Here is a 20,289-nt window from a genome sequence, read left to right as displayed (position 1 = left end):
TGCTTAGCTGCATTGAGAACGGCCTCCCTTAGTGGAGGCCGTTTTTGTTGGTGTGGCCTGATCTACCGTCATCGCAGGCAAGCCAGCTCCCACATTGGACCGCATTCCAACAAAAGGACACGACCCAGTGTGGGAGCCGGGCTTGCCCGCGATGAGGCCAGCCCAGGATCGAGTAGGAGGCGGATTCACATCCGCCGTCCTCTCACACCACCGTACGTACGGTTCCGTATACGGCGGTTCAGGTTATACGGTTAAGTCGGTTTATCGTATCCAGTATCGAGACCAGCCCGAGGCGGTCCCACAGCTTCTTCGGCAACGCCTGATTCATATGGGGCGCTCCCGAGTTCCACCATGGGCCTCGGCCATTGACTGCCGATTTCCACGCCCGCGCCGCATTAAGTCCCAAGCGTATCAAGTTGCGCGCCCTCGTAGAGGGCCGCTTCCATTGACGCCAGACGATACAGCGAAGCTTGTGACGCACCCAGCCGTCCAATTCCTCAAGTGGCCGTCTGCTCTGGCTCAGCTTGAAGTAGCCCGCCCATCCGCGCAGCACGGGGTTTATCCGCTCGATGACAGTCGCCACCTTGTGGCCCCGCGCTTTACGTAGCAGCTCTCTGAGCCGGTCGCGCAAGCGACCCAGGCTCATCGTCGCCACTCTCAGTCTCGGTTGCTGATGCCAGCTCATCCCGTAACCCAAGTAATCACACATCCAAGACCCGGCTACTCGGCTCTTATCCCGATTCAGCGTTAGTTTCAGGCGCTGATTCAGGAAGCGCTCAACACTGGCCATCACTCGTTCGCCAGCACGAGGGCTGCGCACATAGATGTTCGCATCGTCGGCATAACGCACGAAGCGATGACCCCGCCGTTCCAGCTCGCGGTCGAGTTCGTTGAGCAGGATGTTCGACAGCAACGGCGAGAGCGGGCCGCCTTGCGGCGTCCCTTCCTGCCGTCGGCTGGCGATCCCACCCGACATCTCACCGGCTTGGAGGTACCGCCGGATCAGTCTGAGCACGCGTTTATCTACGATTTGGCGCGCCACGTACGCCATCAGGAGATCGTGGTTGACCCGGTCAAAGAATTTCTCAAGATCGAGTTCCACGCACCAGCGATGCCCTGCCGCCACATGGGCGCGGGCTGTCTCGATGGCTTGGTGGGCGCTTCTGCCCGGACGGAAGCCGTAGCTGTAATCCGAAAACAGCGGGTCGAAGATCGGCGTGAGCTGTTGCAGCAGTGCCTGTTGGATCAGGCGATCCACGACGCAGGGAATGCCCAGTTGTCGGGTGCCGCCTTTGGGTTTGGGGATGTCGACGGCGCGTACACCTTGCGGGTGGTATTCGCCGGCCAGCAACCTCCTCTGGAGGATCGGCCAATACTGATTCACGTAGTCCGCCAAGTCGTCGACCGTCATGCCATCGGCACCCGGCGCGCCCTTGTTGCTGACCACGCGCTGATACGCACGTCTGAGGTTGGCCGGTGCAAGCACCCGCGCCATCAGCGTGTCCGGCTCCGCGTTCGTCCACGTCACAGATGCCGTCGATACCTTTGCGCTGTCAGCCGTCATCCTCGGATTCTGTCCGGGACTCGGAGTCACAGTCTTCTCTTGGAGAAATTTCTGCATTTCGGTATTCAACGAGACTCTGACGCCTACTGGCGGCATAACCTGTTCGGCCCTTGGTGGCGCGGTTATTCGCCACTTACTACGGCTTCGGCTGACTTCTGCACGCTCATCCCATCGCCTCTCGACGCTCGGTAGCACACTGGCAAACGTGCAGATCTCCCAGGGTAATTCGCGCGACCTTCCTGCTTATGCCTGTCGGATCTACGTCACAGCGTTCCGTGCAAGTATTGGGCTTTGAAGATTTTGGCCTTCTTACCCCGCTGCGCCGCCTCTATCCGCTTCCTGTTCGTCAGGCCAGCATTTTGCCTCGGGCTTCCTTCAGATTCGCAGTCACCCGCGACACCCTTGCCTCTGGCTAACACTTCCCCTTGCCGGGTGTGTAGAGGACTTTCACCTCCCAGTCACCAGCGTGGCCACCACAGCCAAGCTGGTTGCGCTTGCGCGCAACGCGCCATGCCTGGCGCACCAAAAAAATACCCCGGCGTTGCGACCGGGGTATCTCTTATGCAGCTGACGACTTAGTGATTAACCGCCCCACTCGCCCCCAGGCCAGTCTGCGAACGCACAAACTGTGGGAAGTACAGCGCACGCTCTTTCTCCGCCGCCGCCGACTTGTCGGTGATGGAGAAGAACCAGATGCCGACGAACGCGATGATCATCGAGAACAGCGCCGGGTACTCGTACGGGAAGATCGCCTTTTCATGGTGCAGGATCGACACCCAGATGGTCGGACCGAGGATCATCAGGCCCACGGCGCTGATCAAGCCCAGCCAGCCGCCAATCATGGCACCACGGGTGGTGAGGTTTTTCCAGTACATGGAAAGCAGCAGCACCGGGAAGTTACAGCTGGCGGCGATGGAGAACGCCAGGCCGACCATGAACGCGATGTTCTGGCTTTCGAACAGGATACCCAGGCCGATGGCCAATACACCCAAGGCTACGGTAGTGATCTTCGACACGCGAATCTCATCTTTCTCGTTGGCCTTGCCCTTCTTGATCACGCTGGCATACAGGTCATGGGACACCGCCGAAGCACCCGCCAGGGTCAAGCCGGCAACCACCGCCAGGATGGTGGCAAACGCCACGGCCGAGATGAAGCCCAGGAAGATACTGCCACCCACCGCGTTGGCCAGGTGCACCGCCGCCATGTTGTTACCGCCGAGCAAGGCGCCCGCGGCATCCTTGAACGCCGGGTTGGTGCTGACCAAAAGGATCGCGCCGAAGCCGATGATAAAGGTCAGGATATAGAAGTAGCCGATGAAGCCGGTTGCGTACAGCACGCTCTTACGCGCTTCCTTGGCGTCGCTTACCGTGAAAAAGCGCATCAGGATGTGCGGCAGGCCAGCGGTACCGAACATCAGTGCCAGGCCCAGGGAGAATGCCGAGATCGGGTCTTTCACCAGGCCGCCGGGGCTCATGATCGCCTCACCTTTGGGGTGAACCTTGATCGCCTCGGAGAACAGCATGTTGAAATCGAAGTTGACGTGCTTCATCACCATCAGCGCCATGAACGAGGCACCGGACAGCAACAGCACCGCCTTGATGATCTGCACCCAGGTGGTCGCCAACATGCCGCCGAACAGCACGTACATGCACATCAGGATACCCACCAGGATCACCGCCACATGGTAATCAAGGCCAAACAGCAGCTGGATCAGCTTGCCCGCGCCGACCATCTGCGCGATCAGGTAGAACGCCACCACCACCAGCGAGCCACACGCCGACAGGCTGCGGATCTGGGTTTGCCCCAGGCGATAGGACGCCACGTCGGCAAAGGTGTATTTGCCCAGGTTACGCAAGCGCTCGGCGATCAGGAACAGAATGATCGGCCAGCCCACAAGGAAGCCGATCGAGTAGATCAAGCCGTCATAGCCGGAGGTGAACACCAGCGCGGAAATCCCCAGGAAGGACGCCGCCGACATGTAGTCACCGGCAATCGCCAGACCGTTCTGGAAACCGGTGATCTTGCCGCCCGCCGCATAGTAGTCCGCCGCCGACTTGTTGCGCTTGGACGCCCAATAAGTGATGCACAGGGTGGCGCCGACAAACGCGACGAACATCACAATGGCCGAGATGTTCAGCGGTTGCTTGTGCACTTCACCGGTCAATGCGTCCGCCGCCCAAACGGCCGGAGCCAACAGCGAAGCACCGAATAGAGCCAATAGACGCCGGATCATTGCGCAGCCTCCTTGAGAATCGCATTGTTCAGGTCGTCAAATTCGCCGTTGGCCCGACGCACGTAGATGCCGGTGAGAATGAAGGCCGACACAATCAGCCCGACGCCCAGGGGGATGCCCCAGGTAATCGAGGAACCGGGGCTGATCTTGGCCCCCAGCACTTGTGGCCCGTAGGCGATCAACAGGATGAAAGCGGAGTAAAGCCCTAGCATGATCGCCGAGAGAATCCAGGCGAACCTTTCCCTTTTCCTGACCAGCTCCTTGAAACGCGGGCTGTTTTGAATCGAGAGGTAAATGCTGTCGTTCATTGTTTTTATCCTCGCAGCACAGCTTTTTATTATTTTGGAACGTATCCACTGTATGCGGCTGCGCAATGGGTTCCAGACGACCTTAGTAGTAGATCGAGTGTAGCGAGGGATTGCTGGGGCGCAGGAAGATTTGAGTCAGTGCAAAACGAATGTGGGAGGGGGCTTGCTCCCGAAAGCGGTGTGCCAGTCAAAAATCTGTGACTGGCACACCGCTTTCGGGAGCAAGCCCCCTCCCACAGGGTTGCATCGGTGGCTTTTATTTAGCGGTCCATTCGGCAACGCGCTCGGGGTGCTTGGCTACCCAGTCCTTGGCCGCGGCGTCCGGCTTGGCGCCTTCTTGAATCGCCAGCATGACTTCACCGATTTCATCCTTGGAGGCCCACTGGAATTTCTTCAGGAAGGCTGCGACTTCCGGCGCTTTCTTCTCCAGGCCCTTGCTGCCGATGCTGTTGACGGTTTCAGCAGCACCATAAATCCCTTTTGGGTCGTCCAGGAAACGCAGTTTCCACTTGGCGAACATCCAGTGCGGTACCCAACCGGTGACCGCAATCGACTCCTGCTTGTCTTCGGCGCGGGTCAGTTCGGCAATCATCGCCGCACCCGAGCTGGCTTGCAGTTTGTAGTCCAAGCCATATTGCTTGATGGCTTCGTCGGTCTTGAGCATTACGCCTGAACCGGCGTCGATGCCGACGATCTTGTTCTTGAAGGTGGTGTCGGTCTTGAGGTCTTCGATGGACTTGGCCTTGACGTACTCCGGCACGATCAGGCCGATCTTGGCGTCCTTGAAGTTGGGGCCGTAGTCGACCACCTTGTCCTTGTTCTTGGTCCAGTATTCCCCGTGGGTCACCGGCAGCCAGGCGGAGAGCATGGCATCGAGTTTGCCAGTGGCAACGCCCTGCCACATGATCCCGGTGGCAACCGCTTGCAGTTTTACGTCGTAGCCGAGTTTTTGCTTGATCACCTCTGCCGCCACATGAGTGGTGGCCACGCTGTCGGACCAGCCGTCCACGTAGCCGATGCTCAGGGTCTTGCTGTCGGCACTGGCCAGTGTGGAGCCCATCGCAACTACCAGAGTGGCAGCTGCGCCCAAGAGTCGTCGCATCTTCATAGTACTTCCCCGAAAGTGCTGCGCCCGACGGATGCCGAGCGACGTCAAACTATTGTTATAGGGTGCACCGCGCCCCCTTCACGCGCATCGATCCGGTTGCTGAGGCATCAGTGGAGTACTGACAGTTTTATCTTCAACCTGCGTAGGCATTTGCCCTGCTCTGTCAGCGACCTTGGTTGAGCAGGAAACGACATCACATCGCCAGCAGGACGCTTTGTAGGCGTTATCGCCAGAATCCCGCCCGAAGTTTGCATGTCAAAATTATGCAGCCGCACTGGGCTGCGGCAAATCCGGGTAAGATGCGCGCCTTTGCTCCCCCAGATAAGCCGACCATGCCCGCGACTGCCCGCTTCCCTGCCCTGCCCTATTTCTTCGCCTTGATCCTCGGCGTGCTTGCCCTTGTCGGCTACTGGTACGGCCTCGGCCGGCCCGTGGTGTTGCCAGACGTCGCCAGCGCCAGCCATAAGCTGCAATGTGCGTCCTACACACCGTTCGACAAAGACCAGTCCCCATTCGACCAACCGTTCACGCTGCGCCCCGAGCGCATGGACGCCGACCTGGCGCTACTGGCTACGCGCTTTGAATGCATTCGCACCTATTCCATGACCGGCCTGGAGGCCCTGCCGGACATGGCGCGCAAGCATGGGTTGAAAGTGATGGCCGGGGCCTGGGTCAGCAGCGACCCTGTGGCGACCGAAAAAGAGATCAACGAGTTGATCGCGGCGGCCAACGCTAGCCCGGATGTAGTGACCTCGGTGATCGTCGGCAACGAAGCCCTGCTGCGCAAGGAAGTTACTGCCAAGCAACTGGTGGCGCTGATCCATCAGGTTAAAAGCCAGATCAAGCAGCCCGTCACCTATGCCGATGTCTGGGAGTTCTGGTTGCAACACCCGGAAATCGAGCCGGCGGTGGACTTCCTGACCATTCACCTGTTGCCGTATTGGGAAGATGAGCCGTCCGGCATCGACCAGGCGCTCAAGCACGTGGGCGATGTGCGCCAGACCTTCGGCCATAAATTCGCGCCCAAGGACATCGTGATCGGCGAAACCGGCTGGCCCAGCGAAGGCCGGCAGCGCGAAACCGCCGTGCCCAGCCGGGTCAATGAGGCCAGGTTCATGCGCGGCTTCGTGGCCATGGCCGAAGCCAATGGCTGGCGCTACAACCTGATCGAAGCCTTTGACCAGCCATGGAAACGTGCGAGTGAAGGGGCTGTGGGTGGTTACTGGGGGCTGTTCGATGCAGACCGTCAGGACAAAGGTATCCTCGCCGGCCCGGTGACCAATGTGCCCTACTGGCGGCTGTGGCTGGGCGTCGGCGGGCTCATCCTGCTTGGCACCCTGGTGCTCGGCGGCCGCGTTCGCAGCACTCGCTCTGCATTAATACTGCCGTTGCTAGGGGCCGTCGCAGCGTGCTCCATCGGCAGTTGGGCCGAACTGACCCGCGTTACCGCGCGCTTCAGCGATGAATGGGTATGGGCAGGCTTGCTGGTGATGTTGAACTTGCTGGTGCTGGCCCACGCCGCACTCGCCCTCAGCGCACGGGAAGGCTGGCGTGAGCGCGGGTTCAGCTGGCTGGAGCAACGCGCGGGCTGGCTGATGGCAATCGCCGGGTTTGCCGGTGCGGTGATGATGCTAGCGCTGGTGTTTGACCCGCGCTATCGCAGCTTCCCAAGCGCGGCGCTGGTGTTGCCGGCCCTGGTGTACCTGGTACGCCCGGTGACCGGACCACGTCGGGAGATTGCGTTGCTGGCCTTTATCATCGGTGCCGGCGTTGCGCCGCAGTTGTACCGTGAAGGGCTGTTGAACCAGCAGGCCTGGGGTTGGGCAGTGGTCAGCGTGCTGATGGTTGCGGCTTTGTGGCGGTGCTTGCGAGTGCGCAAGGCGTAACACCGCTATCGCAGGCAAGCCAGCTCCTACAGTTGATTGGGTTCACACATTTCTATCTGTGAGCACGGTCAAATGTGGGAGCTGGCTTGCCTGCGCTGAGGCCACATCAGGCGCCGCGCGGCTTCCTGACCAACCGCAACCCCGCAATCACCACCGCAAACACCGCAAACGTCGTGTTGTACAACGCCAGCGCCGGCAACCCGAACACCAAGCCCACCACCGCCAACGCCCATCCCGCACGCCCCGGTACAAAAAAGCCCAGCACCGAGGTGATCAACGCCGCCCACCCCAGCAGCTTGAAATGGATCATCAAACCCAGGTTCGAACGCACCTGGCATTCCCAGCGACTGGCCTCATCAGCACAGATGCCAACCCACTGCCCATCTTCCATGAAGCCGTAGCGTGCGGCATAACTGGCGGCCAGCCATAACGGCAAGGCAATAAGCAGCAGAATCAACGGCAAACGACGGGACATGGGGCACTCCGATAGGCAAAAACGGCGCCCAGCTTAATCCCACGGCGGCCGTTAGCAAGGTGTTCGCACAGATATCTGTTCAACAAAGCATGGCAAAGTGTATCGTCTCGCTACTATTACCCCGATTCCGACGTTTTTTCCGACTTTTCGTGCCGAGTGCTGGCACTTCGGTGACAAGGCGGTGGTCATAGCCTGCGAACTTCATTCAGCCCGTTCCTCTTAGGGATTAAGTCATGCTCCGTTCCTTGCGCTGTGCTGCCTTGCTGGGCAGCCTATTTTTGAGTGCGTCAGCACTGGCCGTCGATATCGACCAAGCCAGCTATGGCTACCCTTTGACCAACCCGTTCGAAGCAACCATCGCCACCACGCCTCCCGATCTGCGGCCAACCCTGCCGACAGATGACGAGATCAACCAGTCCGACTACACCCTGACGATGCGCCCCGAGCGCGAGTTCAGCCTGCCGGACAATTTCTGGGCGGTGAAGAAACTCACTTACCGCATTGCCAAGCAGGACCGTGCTGCGCCTTTGATCTTCCTGATCGCCGGCACCGGTGCACGCTTTGATAGCAGCATCAATGAATACCTGAAAAAGCTGTATTACCAGGCCGGCTACCATGTGGTGCAGCTCTCCTCGCCAACCAGCTTCGATTTCATCAGCGCCGCTTCGCGCTTCGCCACCCCGGGCATCACCCAGGAAGACGCCGAAGACATGTACCGCGTGATGCAAGCCGTACGCGCGCAGAACGCCTCGTTGCCAGTGACTGATTTCTACCTCACCGGTTACAGCCTGGGCGCCCTGGATGCGGCGTTTGTCAGCAAGCTGGATGAGACCCGCCGTAGCTTCAACTTCAAGAAAGTGCTGCTGCTCAACCCGCCGGTCAACCTCTACACCTCGATCACCAACCTCGACAAGCTGGTACAGACCGAGGTCAAGGGCATCAACAACAGCACCACCTTCTATGAGTTGGTGCTGAGCAAACTGACGCGTTACTTCCAGCAGAAAGGCTACATCGACCTCAACGATGCCTTGCTCTATGACTTCCAGCAGTCCAAGCAGCACCTGAGCAATGAACAGATGGCCATGCTGATCGGCACCTCGTTCCGCTTCTCGGCCGCTGACATTGCGTTCACTTCCGACTTGATCAACCGTCGCGGCCTGATCATTCCACCCAAATACCCGATCACCGAAGGCACCAGCCTCACGCCGTTCCTCAAGCGTGCCCTGCAGTGTGACTTCGACTGCTACCTCACCGAACAAGTGATCCCGATGTGGCGCGCGCGTTCCGATGGCGGCAGCCTGCTGCAACTGATCGACCAGGTCAGCCTCTACGCCCTCAAGGACTACCTGCGCGACAGCCCGAAAATTGCCGTGATGCATAACGCCGACGATGTAATCCTCGGCCCTGGCGACCTGGGCTTCCTGCGTAAAACCTTCGGCGATCGCTTGACCGTCTACCCGCTGGGCGGCCATTGCGGCAACCTCAATTACCGCGTCAACGCCGACGCCATGCTGGAGTTCTTCCGTGGCTAAATATCTTCTGCTGCTCGCCGCACTGATGTGCGCAGGCGTGGCCAATGCCGACAACAGCAAGGCCCAAGAACCCGTCAAGGTCGATGCCGACGGCTTCAAGGAGCCGCTGACCAAGCTCAAGTTCAACCCAGGCTTGGACCAGCGTGAGTTCGAACGCTCCACGCTCACCGCGCTTAACGTCTACGACCCACTGGAGTCGTGGAACCGCCGCGTGTACCACTTCAACTATCGCTTCGACCAGTGGGTATTCCTGCCGGTAGTAAACGGTTACCGCTACGTCACGCCGAGCTTCCTGCGCACCGGCGTGAGCAACTTCTTCAACAATCTGGGCGATGTGCCCAACCTGATGAACAGCTTGTTGCAGCTCAAGGGCCACCGCTCGCTGGAAACCACCGGGCGCCTGCTGGTCAATACCACCATTGGCATCGCCGGCCTGTGGGACCCGGCTACCGCCATGGGCCTGCCGCGCCAGAGCGAAGACTTCGGCCAGACTCTGGGCTTCTACGGCGTACCGGGCGGCGCCTATGTGGTGTTGCCGATCTTTGGCCCGTCGAACCTGCGTGACACCACCGGCTTGCTGGTGGACTACAGCGCCGAATCGCAGATCAACTTCCTCAACGTATCCGAAGTCAGCTCCAACCATCCGGAAGTCTGGGCCCTGCGCGCCGTGGACAAGCGCTACCAGACCAGCTTCCGCTACGGCCAGATGAACTCGCCGTTCGAGTATGAGAAGGTGCGGTATATCTATACGGAATCGCGCAAATTGCAGATTGCCGAGTAAACGTCATTGACCAAAGCCAAGGTCATCGCAATGGCCTTGGCCTCAATCCTGTAAACGCCATCTATCGTCACACTTTGAGCCATTGATCACCGCCAGACGGCGAAAACAGTGGAACCTCTTGAATGAAAGTTTACACACAGGTACTGACCCGGCGGCTCACCCAAGGCCGCCGAGGTATTCCTGATTAAACTTCTTCAAAAGGACACATCATGTTCATTCCGAACACCTTGAATTTGGCGGCTGGCTCGATAGACGCCATTGCACAACAGTTTGGTATGCCGAAGCTGCAAGCCCCAACCGAAAACACCGGCCGGGCAGCTGGCGATTATCGGACCGTAGACGAAATCACCAAAAACCCCTTGTTCGACAATCTGCTTACACCATTGCCCGCCGATAAAATGCCGACGTCCGCTCACCTGGATCCATTCACGAATCCCTATGCAGCGCGGCTTGAAGAACACAGGATCGACGATTTCTACGATAAGGTTGGAGGCAATTGGAACGATCCCAGCCTCAGCGACAGTGAGCGCGCTGATATCGCCGCGAATGCGGAGCGAGTGCTTGAATATATCGATAGCCTAGGAGGAAACAATTCGACAGTGGGCGACCAAATGATTAACGGGATGAGCAGCGCCTTGCCTCGCTTGTACTATAACAGGCTGACCACTGAGCATCTGACGACCGAGGGTTCCGAGGCAAGGCTTCTACTGAATTTTGCCGATCACGGTTACGATGTCTTTCATTAAGTGAAGCGCTGTTAGCTGAAAAACAAGCAGCGCCGCCTGGCACTGCTTGTTTTGAGAAAGCATGGGCACGTTATGGTTTGGATTTTAAAACAACCCAGAGCTTGGTCACTAAGGTGAGCAATACCAGAACCACCCCACCGGCAATAATCCCCGCCACCGCATTCAGCAACGTCGGCATCAGCCACGCCAGCGCCCCTGTGCTTTGGCTCACCGTCTCGATCCAGTGGTGCACCACGGGCACGCCATGGGTGAGAATGCCACCACCGACCATAAACATCGCCGCCGTGCCGATCACCGACAAGCTCTTCATCATGTACGGCGCCGCACTCAGAATCGCGCCGCCTATACTGCGTGCCACCTGGCCCGGCTTCTGCGTCAGCCACAGCCCCAGGTCGTCGAGCTTGACGATACCAGCCACCAATCCATATACGCCGATGGTCATGACAATGGCGATACCCGACAGCACAATCACCTGCTGTGTGAGCTGCGCGTCGGCGACAATGCCGAGGGTGATGGCAATGATTTCGGCGGACAGAATGAAGTCGGTGCGGATGGCACCCTTGATCTTGTCTTTCTCGAACGCCACCAGATCGGTTGCCGGATCGGCCACCGCTTCAGCCAACTGTGCGTGTTCGGCTTGATCTTCAGCCTTGCTGTGCAGGAATTTGTGCGCGAGTTTTTCGAAGCCCTCGAAACACAGATAGGCACCGCCAAGCATCAACAGTGGTATCACCGCCCACGGAGCAAAGGCGCTGATCAACAGGGCCGTCGGCACCAGGATCAACTTGTTGATAAACGAACCCTTGGCCACCGCCCACACCACGGGAATTTCCCGCTCGGCCCGCACGCCGGAGACCTGCTGGGCGTTCAGTGCAAGGTCATCGCCCAGCACGCCCGATGTCTTCTTGGCGGCCATTTTTGTCATCAGCGCGACGTCATCGAGTACCGCCGCGATATCGTCGATCAACACCAACAAGCTGCTTCCTGCCATGAACCGAACTTCCGTTAGAGAGAGATGGCGCGAGCATAGCGCGGCGCAAGGCGTTGCGGGCAGATTGTTGAGGCTTGCGGATGGCCGGTGCTACCATGCGCAACCGCCTGTCATGGCAAGGAAACGTCTGGTTTATGAGCAGCATTCGCGAGCGCAACAAAGAAAAAATCCTGCGGGCGGCGAGCGAGGAGTTTGCCGACAAGGGCTTCGCCGCGACCAAAACCAGCGACATCGCCGCCAAGGCCGGGCTGCCCAAGCCCAACGTCTATTACTACTTCAAATCCAAGGACAACCTTTACCGCGAGGTGCTCGAAAGCATTATCGAGCCGATCCTGGCCGCCTCCACGCCGTTCAACCCCGAAGGCGAGCCCAAGGAAGTATTGAGCAACTACATCCGCTCCAAAATCCGCATCTCCCGCGACCTGCCGTTTGCCTCCAAGGTGTTCGCCAGCGAAATCATGCACGGCGCCCCACACCTGAGCACCGACCAGGTTGAACAGCTCAATGCCCAGGCCAAGCACAATATCGACTGCATCCAGAGCTGGGTTGACCGTGGCCTGATCGCAGCAATTGACCCCAACCACCTGATGTTCAGCATCTGGGCAGCCACCCAGACCTATGCCGATTTCGACTGGCAGATCTCGGCGGTAACCGGCAAGGCCAAGCTGGATGAGGCCGATTATGAGGCGGCGGCGCAGACGATCATTCGGTTGGTGCTCAAGGGGTGTGAGCCGGATTGATAGACCGCGCAGAGGCTATCGCAGGCAAGCCAGCTCCCACACGGATTTGCGCGGGACACAAAATGTAAATTGGTCATAATCCCCTGTGGGAGCGGGCTTGCCCGCGATAGCGCCCATCCAGACACATCCTGCTAAAAGCCTGCCGATCAGCCTTCGCCCCTCAGTCTAGCCTCTCAGAACACCATCTGAAGAGAGGCCAAGGAATGCCTGATCTACCTGCTTCAAAACGCCTGCGCAACGGCCGCTATAACGAATCCAACCGCATTTACCTGCTCACCACCAACACCCTTGAACGTGAGCCCATCTTCAGCGACTTCAGACTTGGCCGTCTGGTCGTACACCAATTCAGAATCGTTCAATATAAAGGGCTCGCAACCTCATTGGCCTGGGTAGTAATGCCTGATCATTTCCATTGGCTTGTTGCTCTGGAGAAAGGTTCGCTTGCCGACTTGATGCGACAAGTGAAGTCCAAGAGCACCCGAATTGTGAATGCGGTGGCTGGCCGCCAAGGTCGCCTCTGGCAGCCGGGCTTTCATGATCATGCCGTGCGTCGAGAGGAAAGCCTTGAGGGGATTGCACGCTACATCGTAGCTAATCCACTCAGGGCTGGGCTGGTAAAGAAGTTTGGCGACTATCCGCTGTGGGATGCTATTTGGGTTTGACTGTAGACCGAGTCGACTGCATCGCAGGCAAGCCAGCTCCCACACTGATTGGATTCACACAGTTGGATTTGTGAACACCGCCAATGTGGGAGCTGGCTTGCCTGCGATAGCTTACTCACAGTCAGAACGATTCAAGCCGACACCCCCGCATCCGCCATCAACCCCACCCCCTCTATCGCCGTGATCGCACACTGCTCGTCAATATCGGACGTGTCCCCGCTGATCCCAATTGCGCCGAGCACCATGCCACTCTGATCCCGAATCAACACCCCACCCGGTGCCGGCACGACGCTGCCGTGACCCAGACTGTTCAACGCCGCGATAAACGCCGGGCGCTGTTGGGCGTCCAGTGCCAGCAAACGTGAACCCTTGCCCAGGGCAATGGCGCCCCAGGCTTTGCCGATGGCGATTTGCGGGCGTAGCAGGCTGGCGCCGTCTTCGCGTTGCAGGGTGACCAGATGGCCGCCGCTGTCGAGCACGGCGATGGTCAGTGGCGCAGCCGAAATGGTGCGGCCTGCAGTAAGGGCCTGGGTGGCCAGTTGGGTGGCGAGTTTCAAGGTTAAAGCGCTCATAGGTGCCGTCCTTATCTTGTTATGGGTAACGCGGTGAGGTCTGTTTGATCAGATGCTCGATGATACAAATAGAACACAATGATATTTGTTTTTGTATACAATATTTTCCAACAAAGGCTCCATACGTCGAAAAAAGCGCTTCCGACGAACGCAAAGGTCAGTTTACGAAAGGCATTGACCAACGCCGCTCGCCGTGAATACACTTTGGACAGACACCACTTGTATACAATTACAAAACGCAAGAGGCACCAAAACCATGAGCAAAATGAGAGCAATCGAAGCCGCCGTCCTGGTGATGCGCCGTGAAGGTGTGGATACCGCCTTCGGTATCCCAGGCGCCGCGATCAACCCGCTGTATTCGGCCTTGCAGAAGGTGGGTGGCATCGATCACGTCCTTGCTCGCCACGTTGAAGGCGCCTCGCACATGGCCGAGGGCTACACCCGCACCAAGGCCGGCAATATCGGCGTGTGCATCGGCACATCGGGCCCGGCGGGTACCGACATGGTCACCGGCCTGTATAGCGCCTCGGCCGACTCGATCCCGATCCTGTGCATTACCGGCCAAGCCCCCCGCGCCCGGATGCACAAGGAAGACTTCCAGGCCGTGGACATCACCAGCATCGTCAAGCCAGTGACCAAGTGGGCAACCACGGTGCTGGAACCCGGCCAAGTGCCTTACGCGTTCCAGAAGGCCTTTTATGAAATGCGCTCCGGCCGCCCTGGCCCGGTGTTGATCGACCTGCCGTTCGACGTACAGATGGCCGAGATCGAATTCGACATCGACGCCTACCAGCCGCTGCCTCTAGCCAAGCCGCTGGCGACCCGTGTGCAAGTGGAAAAAGCCCTGGCTCTGCTCGACGCAGCCGAACGCCCATTGCTGGTGAGCGGTGGCGGCGTGATCAACGCCGACGCCAGCGAGTTGCTGGTGGAGTTCGCTGAGCTGACCGGCATCCCGGTGATCCCGACCCTGATGGGCTGGGGCACGATCCCGGACGACCATCCGCTGATGGTGGGCATGGTCGGCCTGCAAACCTCGCACCGCTACGGCAACGCGACGATGCTCAAGTCGGACGTGGTGCTGGGCATCGGCAACCGCTGGGCCAACCGTCACACCGGTTCGGTCGAGGTGTACACCGAGGGCCGTAAATTCATTCACGTCGACATCGAACCGACCCAGATTGGCCGCGTGTTCACGCCGGACCTGGGCATCGTTTCTGACGCCGGCTCCGCGCTGACGATGTTCATTGAAGTGGCCCGCGAGTGGAAAGCCGCCGGCAAGCTCAAGGACCGCAGTGCCTGGTTGCATGACTGCCAACAGCGCAAGGCCACCCTGCACCGCAAGACTCACTTCGACAATGTGCCGGTCAAGCCGCAACGCGTGTACGAAGAGATGAACCAGGTGTTCGGAAAAGACACCTGCTACGTCAGCACCATCGGCCTGTCGCAGATTGCCGGCGCGCAATTCTTGCATGTGTACAAGCCCCGCCACTGGATCAACTGCGGGCAGGCCGGCCCATTGGGCTGGACCATTCCCGCAGCGCTGGGCGTGGTCAAGGCCGACCCGAGCCGCAAAGTGGTGGCCTTGTCGGGCGACTATGACTTCCAGTTCATGATCGAAGAACTGGCGGTGGGCGCGCAGTTCAAGCTGCCGTACATCCATGTGGTAGTGAACAACTCTTACCTGGGCCTGATCCGTCAGGCCCAGCGTGGGTTCGAGATGGACTACTGCGTGCAGCTGTCCTTCGACAACCTCAACGCCCCCGAACTCAACGGCTACGGCGTCGACCATGTGGCGGTTGCCGAGGGCTTGGGCTGCAAGGCTCTGCGTGTGTTCGAGCCAGGCCAGATCCAACCTGCCTTGCGCCGCGCCCAAGAGATGATCGAAGAATTCAAGGTGCCCGTGATCGTTGAGATTATTCTGGAACGGGTGACCAATATTTCCATGGGCACCGAGATCAACGCCGTCAATGAATTCGAAGATCTGGCCCTGGTCGGCAACGATGCGCCGACTGCCATTTCCCTGCTCGATTAAGGAGAACCCTATGCCGCGCTTTGCTGCCAACCTGTCCATGTTGTTTACCGAACAGGATTTCCTTGCCCGCTTCAAAGCGGCTGCCGATGCCGGTTTCCAGGGCGTGGAGTACCTGTTCCCGTATGAATTCAGCTCTGCCGATATCAAGGCGCAGCTGGACGCCAACGGCCTGACCCAGGTGCTGTTCAACCTGCCAGCCGGTGACTGGGCCAAGGGCGAGCGCGGCCTGGCTTGCCACCCGGACCGGGTCGAGGAGTTCCGTGCCGGGGTCAAACTGGCGATCGCCTATGCCCAGGTCTTGGGCAACACCCAGGTCAACTGCCTGGCGGGTATCCGGCCACAAGGCGTTGATGACGAGACCGTAGAAAAGACCTTCGTCGCCAACCTCAAGTACGCCGCCGAGAAGCTGCAGGCGGCGGGTATCAAGCTGGTGATGGAGATGATCAACACCCGCGACATTCCGGGCTTCTACCTCAACAACACGGCGCAGGCCCTGTCGATTCGCGAGCAAGTGGGCAGCGCCAACCTGTTCCTGCAATACGACATCTACCACATGCAAATCATGGAAGGCGACCTGGCGCGGACCATGGCGGCGCACCTGGGCGAGATCAACCACATCCAACTGGCGGACAACCCAGGGCGCAACGAGCCAGGTACCGGTGAGATCAACTACCGCTTCCTGTTCGAGCATCTGGACCGCATTGGTTACGCGGGTTGGGTCGGCTGTGAGTACAAGCCGTTGACCACTACCGAGGCGGGTTTGGGCTGGCTCAAAACCCATAACGCCATCTGACAACTGACACAACACAAAACACTGTGGGAGCTGGCTTGCCAGCGATGCGGACACCTCGCTGTATCAGGCATACCCAGGTGATGCCATCGCAGGCAAGCCAGCTCCCACATTAAACGAGGATTTTGATCATGGCTAAAATCGGATTCATCGGCACCGGCATCATGGGCCAACCCATGGCCGCCAACCTGCAGAAAGCAGGCCATCAACTGTTTCTCTCCGAACATCACGGCAAGGCTCCGGCTGAACTGATCAGCGCCGGCGCCGTGGCGCTGGCCAACCCGCAACAAGTGGCCCAGGAAGCCGAGTTCATCATCGTCATGGTGCCCGACACCCCTCAAGTCGATGACGTGCTGTTTCGCGCCGACGGCGTAGCTGCGGGCCTGTCACCGAACAAGGTGGTGATCGACATGAGCTCGATCTCCCCTACTGCGACCAAAGCATTCGCCGCCAAGGTCAACCAGGCCGGCGCGCAGTACCTGGACGCACCGGTGTCCGGTGGTGAAGTCGGTGCCAAGGCCGGCACCTTGAGCATCATGGTCGGCGGCGAACCGCAGACGTTCGAACGCGCGTTGCCGCTGTTCCAGAGCATGGGCAAAAACATCACCCTGGTAGGCGGCAATGGCGATGGCCAGACCGCCAAGGTGGCCAACCAGATCATCGTCGCGCTGAACATCCAGGCGGTGGCCGAAGCGTTGTTGTTCGCCTCCAAAAACGGCGCCGACCCGGCCAAAGTGCGTGAAGCGCTGATGGGTGGCTTTGCATCGTCGAAGATCCTGGAAGTGCACGGCGAGCGCATGATCAAGGGCACCTTCGATCCGGGTTTCCGCATCAACCTGCACCAGAAGGACCTGAACCTGGCGCTGGCCGGTGCCAAGGAACTGGGGATCAACCTGCCGAACACCGCCGGCACCCAGCAAGTGTTCAGCACCTGCACGGCAATTGGCGGCGGCAACTGGGACCACTCGGCGCTGATCAAGGGCCTGGAGCATATGGCGAACTTCTCGATTCGCGAAAAATAACCCACACCGCTGATCGTTCCCACGCTCCGCGTGGGAATGCCTCTTGTGACGCTCCGCGTCACGCTTTGGGCGCAGAGCGTCCCGGACTGCATTCCCACGCAGAGCGTGGGAACGATCGCTGCACCTCTAATAACAAGAATCCCCCGGGAGCCCGCTTATGTCGGTCGATCCGCAACACCTGCTTCGCGAGCTGTTTGCCACAGCCATCGACGCCGCCCACCCCCGGCAAGTCCTTGAACCCTACCTGCCTGCCGACCGCAGTGGCCGTGTGATCGTGATCGGAGCCGGCAAAGCCGCGGCCGCCATGGCACTGGTCGTCGAAGACTGTTGGCAGGGCGAGGTCTCGGGCCTGGTGGTCACCCGCTACGGCCATGGCGCGCCATGCAAAAAAATCGAAGTGGTCGAAGCCGCCCATCCGGTGCCGGATGCGGCCGGCCTGGCCGTGGCCCAGCGCGTGCTGGAACTGATCAGCCATCTGGGTGAAGACGACCGCGTGATCTTCCTGCTCTCCGGCGGTGGCTCGGCACTACTCGCCCTGCCCGCCGAGGGCATCACCCTGGCGGACAAGCAAGCCATCAACAAAGCCCTGCTTAAATCCGGCGCCACCATTGGCGAGATGAATTGCGTGCGCAAGCACCTCTCGGCGATCAAGGGCGGTCGGTTGGCCAAGGCTGCGTGGCCGGCCACGGTGTACACCTACGCGATCTCCGATGTACCGGGCGACCAGGCCACGGTGATTGCCTCGGGCCCGACCGTCGGTGACCCGAGCACCTCACAACAGGCCCTGGCGATCCTCAAGCGTTACCACATCGACGCCCCCGCTTCGGTGCGCAGTTGGTTGCAGAACCCGGCCTCGGAAACCGTCAAGCCCGACGACCCGGTGCTTGCCCGCAGCCACTTCCAATTGATCGCCCGCCCGCAGCAATCCCTGGAAGCGGTAGCAGTAAAAGTGCGCCAGGCCGGTTTCAGCCCGCTGATCCTCGGTGATCTGGAAGGCGAAGCCCGCGATGTGGCCAAGGTACACGCCGGCATCGCCCGCCAGATCGTGCAGCACGGCCAGCCACTGGCGGCGCCGTGCGTGATCCTTTCGGGGGGCGAAACCACCGTCACCGTACGCGGCGACGGCCGTGGCGGGCGCAACGCGGAATTCCTCTTGAGCCTCACCGACAGCCTCAAGGGCCTGCCCGGCGTGTACGCCCTGGCCGGCGATACCGATGGCATCGACGGTTCTGAAGACAACGCCGGCGCGATCATGACCCCCTGCAGCTACCGCCGTGCCGAAGCCCTGGGCCTGTCGGCCAGTGATGAGCTGGACAACAACAACGGCTACGGCTATTTCGCCGCCCTGGGCGACTTGATCGTCACCGAGCCGACGCGCACCAACGTCAACGACTTCCGCGCCATCCTGATCCTTGAGACTGCCAACCATGACGCCTGACAAGAAGGTCAAAATCCTCGCCACCCTGGGCCCGGCCACCGACGGTATCGATGACATCCGCGAGCTGGTGGAGGCCGGGGTAAATATCTTCCGCCTCAACTTCAGCCACGGTGACCACGCCGACCATGCCCAGCGCTACCAGTGGATTCGCCAGGTCGAGCGCCAGCTCAACTACCCGCTCGGTATCCTCATGGACCTGCAAGGGCCGAAGCTGCGGGTGGGACGCTTTGCCGAAGGCAAGGTGCAGCTCGTACGCGGCCAGGCCCTGCGCCTGGACCTGGATGAAACTTTGGGGGACCAACGCCGGGTCAACCTGCCCCACCCGGAAATCATCGCGGCCCTGGAGCCGGGCATGGACCTGCTGCTCGACGACGGCAAGCTGCGCCTGCGCGTGATCACCAAGCATGCCGACGCCATCGACACCACCGTGCTCAATGGCGGCGAACTGTCTGACCGTAAAGGTGTGAACGTCCCACAAGCGCTGTTGGAACTGAGCCCACTCACCGCCAAGGACCGCCGCGACCTGAGCTTCGGCCTGGAGCTGGGTGTGGACTGGGTGGCGCTGTCGTTTGTGCAGCGCCCGGAAGACATCCGCGAAGCCCGCGAGCTGATTGGTGATAAGGCGTTTTTGATGGCCAAGATCGAAAAGCCGTCAGCGGTGCAACGGCTGCGCGAAATCGCCGAACTGAGCGACGCGATCATGGTGGCCCGGGGTGATTTGGGCGTGGAAGTGCCGGCCGAGAGCGTGCCGCAGATCCAGAAAGACATCATCAGCACCTGCCGCCAACTGGGTAAGCCGGTGGTGGTGGCCACGCAGATGCTCGAATCCATGCGCTTCTCGCCAGCACCCACCCGCGCCGAAGTCACCGATGTCGCCAATGCGGTGGCTGAAGGTGCGGACGCGGTGATGCTGTCGGCGGAAACCGCCTCGGGCGAGTACCCGCTGGAAGCGGTGCAGATGATGAGCAAGATCATCCGCCAGGTGGAAAACGGCCCAGACTACCAGGCACAGTTGGATGTCAGCCGGCCCAAGGCAGATGCCACGGTGTCGGACGCCATCAGCTGCGCGATCCGCCGCATCAGCAGCATCCTGCCGGTAGCGGTGCTGGTGAACTACAGCGAGTCCGGCAGTTCCAGCTTGCGTGCGGCGCGGGAACGGCCCGTGGCGCCGATTCTCAACCTCACGCCCAACCTGTCCACGGCGCGACGCCTGAGCGTGGCATGGGGCGTGCACTCGGTAGTCAATGATCGGCTGCGCCAGGTGGATGAGGTGTGTTCCACCGCGCTGGAAATTGCCCAGGCCCAGGGCATGGCGCAGCGTGGCGATACCTTGGTGATTACCGCAGGGGTGCCGTTCGGGCAGCCGGGGTCCACCAATTCGCTGCGTATAGAGACGCTGATTTAGCGC

18 protein-coding genes are annotated in these 20,289 nt (G+C 60.0%); 11 read left to right on the top strand and 7 right to left on the bottom strand.

Annotated features, from left to right (window positions below):
- Positions 1-238: 238 nt before the first annotated feature.
- The 4 genes from ltrA to RHM69_RS00280 form a co-directional block, all read right to left on the bottom strand.
- On the bottom strand, positions 239-1,660 hold the full coding sequence (gene ltrA / locus RHM69_RS00295) for a group II intron reverse transcriptase/maturase (protein ID WP_011805433.1): 1,422 nt from the start codon (positions 1,658-1,660) through the stop codon (positions 239-241).
- A gap of 479 nt (positions 1,661-2,139) precedes the next feature.
- Complete coding sequence (locus RHM69_RS00290) at positions 2,140-3,798, bottom strand: cation acetate symporter (RefSeq protein ID WP_003190002.1); 1,659 nt, start codon at positions 3,796-3,798, stop codon at positions 2,140-2,142.
- Positions 3,795-4,106 (bottom strand): DUF485 domain-containing protein, encoded by a 312-nt coding sequence (locus RHM69_RS00285; protein ID WP_003190001.1) that lies wholly within the window; start codon positions 4,104-4,106, stop codon positions 3,795-3,797. The genes RHM69_RS00290 and RHM69_RS00285 overlap by 4 nt, the downstream gene beginning before the upstream one ends.
- A 256-nt stretch (positions 4,107-4,362) precedes the next feature.
- Complete coding sequence (locus tag RHM69_RS00280) at positions 4,363-5,214, bottom strand: glycine betaine ABC transporter substrate-binding protein (protein WP_003233255.1); 852 nt, start codon at positions 5,212-5,214, stop codon at positions 4,363-4,365.
- Between the two features lie 332 nt (positions 5,215-5,546).
- Here RHM69_RS00280 and RHM69_RS00275 point away from each other — a divergent pair, with 332 nt between their 5' ends.
- The gene (locus tag RHM69_RS00275) at positions 5,547-7,100 is read left to right on the top strand and encodes a glycosyl hydrolase family 17 protein (protein ID WP_014717725.1); all 1,554 of its coding nucleotides are present in this window, start codon (positions 5,547-5,549) and stop codon (positions 7,098-7,100) included.
- Between the two features lie 106 nt (positions 7,101-7,206).
- Here RHM69_RS00275 and RHM69_RS00270 read toward each other — a convergent pair whose 3' ends face one another.
- Positions 7,207-7,575 carry a hypothetical protein gene (locus RHM69_RS00270; RefSeq protein ID WP_014717724.1) on the bottom strand — a complete coding sequence of 123 codons (369 nt, stop codon included), beginning with the start codon at positions 7,573-7,575 and terminating at the stop codon, positions 7,207-7,209.
- Between the two features lie 233 nt (positions 7,576-7,808).
- On the opposite strand from RHM69_RS00270, the gene RHM69_RS00265 reads away from it, so the two are divergent.
- The 3 genes from RHM69_RS00265 to RHM69_RS00255 all read left to right on the top strand — a co-directional run bounded on the left by RHM69_RS00265 (position 7,809) and on the right by RHM69_RS00255 (position 10,634).
- Positions 7,809-9,107, top strand: coding sequence for a serine protein kinase PrkA (locus RHM69_RS00265; protein WP_003189995.1), 1,299 nt, complete (start codon positions 7,809-7,811; stop codon positions 9,105-9,107).
- Entirely contained in the window at positions 9,100-9,888 is a 789-nt protein-coding gene (locus RHM69_RS00260) for a VacJ family lipoprotein (protein ID WP_014717723.1), read from the top strand. The genes RHM69_RS00265 and RHM69_RS00260 overlap by 8 nt, the downstream gene beginning before the upstream one ends.
- A gap of 209 nt (positions 9,889-10,097) precedes the next feature.
- Positions 10,098-10,634: a hypothetical protein gene (locus RHM69_RS00255; RefSeq protein WP_019820397.1), complete on the top strand. Its 537-nt coding sequence runs from the start codon at positions 10,098-10,100 to the stop codon at positions 10,632-10,634.
- Positions 10,635-10,704: 70 nt separating this feature from the next.
- Here RHM69_RS00255 and RHM69_RS00250 read toward each other — a convergent pair whose 3' ends face one another.
- Complete coding sequence (locus tag RHM69_RS00250) at positions 10,705-11,625, bottom strand: DUF808 domain-containing protein (RefSeq protein WP_014717722.1); 921 nt, start codon at positions 11,623-11,625, stop codon at positions 10,705-10,707.
- 134 nt (positions 11,626-11,759) lie between these two features.
- Here RHM69_RS00250 and RHM69_RS00245 point away from each other — a divergent pair, with 134 nt between their 5' ends.
- Positions 11,760-12,365, top strand: a complete 606-nt coding sequence (locus RHM69_RS00245) for a TetR/AcrR family transcriptional regulator (protein ID WP_014717721.1) — start codon at positions 11,760-11,762, stop codon at positions 12,363-12,365.
- A 203-nt stretch (positions 12,366-12,568) separates the two neighbouring features.
- Complete coding sequence (locus RHM69_RS00240) at positions 12,569-13,027, top strand: REP-associated tyrosine transposase (protein ID WP_102667021.1); 459 nt, start codon at positions 12,569-12,571, stop codon at positions 13,025-13,027.
- Between the two features lie 131 nt (positions 13,028-13,158).
- Here the strand turns inward: RHM69_RS00240 and RHM69_RS00235 are convergent, their stop codons facing one another.
- Complete coding sequence (locus tag RHM69_RS00235; protein WP_014717719.1) at positions 13,159-13,599, bottom strand: GlcG/HbpS family heme-binding protein; 441 nt, start codon at positions 13,597-13,599, stop codon at positions 13,159-13,161.
- A gap of 256 nt (positions 13,600-13,855) precedes the next feature.
- On the opposite strand from RHM69_RS00235, the gene gcl reads away from it, so the two are divergent.
- The 5 genes from gcl to pyk all read left to right on the top strand — a co-directional run bounded on the left by gcl (position 13,856) and on the right by pyk (position 20,286).
- A complete protein-coding gene (gcl, locus tag RHM69_RS00230) occupies positions 13,856-15,631 on the top strand; it encodes a glyoxylate carboligase (protein ID WP_003189987.1) in 1,776 nt (591 codons plus the stop codon).
- A gap of 10 nt (positions 15,632-15,641) precedes the next feature.
- Complete coding sequence (gene hyi / locus RHM69_RS00225) at positions 15,642-16,424, top strand: hydroxypyruvate isomerase (protein WP_014717718.1); 783 nt, start codon at positions 15,642-15,644, stop codon at positions 16,422-16,424.
- A 128-nt stretch (positions 16,425-16,552) separates the two neighbouring features.
- Positions 16,553-17,443, top strand: a complete 891-nt coding sequence (locus RHM69_RS00220) for a 2-hydroxy-3-oxopropionate reductase (protein WP_019820390.1) — start codon at positions 16,553-16,555, stop codon at positions 17,441-17,443.
- 157 nt (positions 17,444-17,600) lie between these two features.
- Complete coding sequence (locus tag RHM69_RS00215; RefSeq protein WP_102667019.1) at positions 17,601-18,881, top strand: glycerate kinase type-2 family protein; 1,281 nt, start codon at positions 17,601-17,603, stop codon at positions 18,879-18,881.
- Entirely contained in the window at positions 18,871-20,286 is a 1,416-nt protein-coding gene (gene pyk, locus RHM69_RS00210; protein ID WP_014717715.1) for a pyruvate kinase, read from the top strand. The genes RHM69_RS00215 and pyk overlap by 11 nt, the downstream gene beginning before the upstream one ends.
- The last annotated feature ends 3 nt before the right edge of the window (positions 20,287-20,289 follow it).

It is taken from the genome of Pseudomonas sp. CCI1.1 (assembly GCF_034348165.1).
GTDB classification, from domain to species: Bacteria; Pseudomonadota; Gammaproteobacteria; order Pseudomonadales; family Pseudomonadaceae; genus Aquipseudomonas; species Aquipseudomonas paracarnis.
This window is presented reverse-complemented; position numbering and strand designations above follow the sequence as displayed.

Coding starts and splice junctions, on each gene's coding strand:
- RHM69_RS00220 (WP_019820390.1), top strand. CDS start 16,553: ATGGCTAAAATCGGATTCATCGGCACCGGCATCATGGGCCAACCCATG.
- RHM69_RS00250 (WP_014717722.1), bottom strand. CDS start 11,625: ATGGCAGGAAGCAGCTTGTTGGTGTTGATCGACGATATCGCGGCGGTA.
- RHM69_RS00275 (WP_014717725.1), top strand. CDS start 5,547: ATGCCCGCGACTGCCCGCTTCCCTGCCCTGCCCTATTTCTTCGCCTTG.
- RHM69_RS00255 (WP_019820397.1), top strand. CDS start 10,098: ATGTTCATTCCGAACACCTTGAATTTGGCGGCTGGCTCGATAGACGCC.
- RHM69_RS00240 (WP_102667021.1), top strand. CDS start 12,569: ATGCCTGATCTACCTGCTTCAAAACGCCTGCGCAACGGCCGCTATAAC.
- hyi (WP_014717718.1), top strand. CDS start 15,642: ATGCCGCGCTTTGCTGCCAACCTGTCCATGTTGTTTACCGAACAGGAT.
- RHM69_RS00265 (WP_003189995.1), top strand. CDS start 7,809: ATGCTCCGTTCCTTGCGCTGTGCTGCCTTGCTGGGCAGCCTATTTTTG.
- ltrA (WP_011805433.1), bottom strand. CDS start 1,660: ATGCCGCCAGTAGGCGTCAGAGTCTCGTTGAATACCGAAATGCAGAAA.
- RHM69_RS00245 (WP_014717721.1), top strand. CDS start 11,760: ATGAGCAGCATTCGCGAGCGCAACAAAGAAAAAATCCTGCGGGCGGCG.
- RHM69_RS00285 (WP_003190001.1), bottom strand. CDS start 4,106: ATGAACGACAGCATTTACCTCTCGATTCAAAACAGCCCGCGTTTCAAG.
- RHM69_RS00215 (WP_102667019.1), top strand. CDS start 17,601: ATGTCGGTCGATCCGCAACACCTGCTTCGCGAGCTGTTTGCCACAGCC.
- RHM69_RS00235 (WP_014717719.1), bottom strand. CDS start 13,599: ATGAGCGCTTTAACCTTGAAACTCGCCACCCAACTGGCCACCCAGGCC.
- pyk (WP_014717715.1), top strand. CDS start 18,871: ATGACGCCTGACAAGAAGGTCAAAATCCTCGCCACCCTGGGCCCGGCC.
- gcl (WP_003189987.1), top strand. CDS start 13,856: ATGAGCAAAATGAGAGCAATCGAAGCCGCCGTCCTGGTGATGCGCCGT.
- RHM69_RS00290 (WP_003190002.1), bottom strand. CDS start 3,798: ATGATCCGGCGTCTATTGGCTCTATTCGGTGCTTCGCTGTTGGCTCCG.
- RHM69_RS00270 (WP_014717724.1), bottom strand. CDS start 7,575: ATGTCCCGTCGTTTGCCGTTGATTCTGCTGCTTATTGCCTTGCCGTTA.
- RHM69_RS00280 (WP_003233255.1), bottom strand. CDS start 5,214: ATGAAGATGCGACGACTCTTGGGCGCAGCTGCCACTCTGGTAGTTGCG.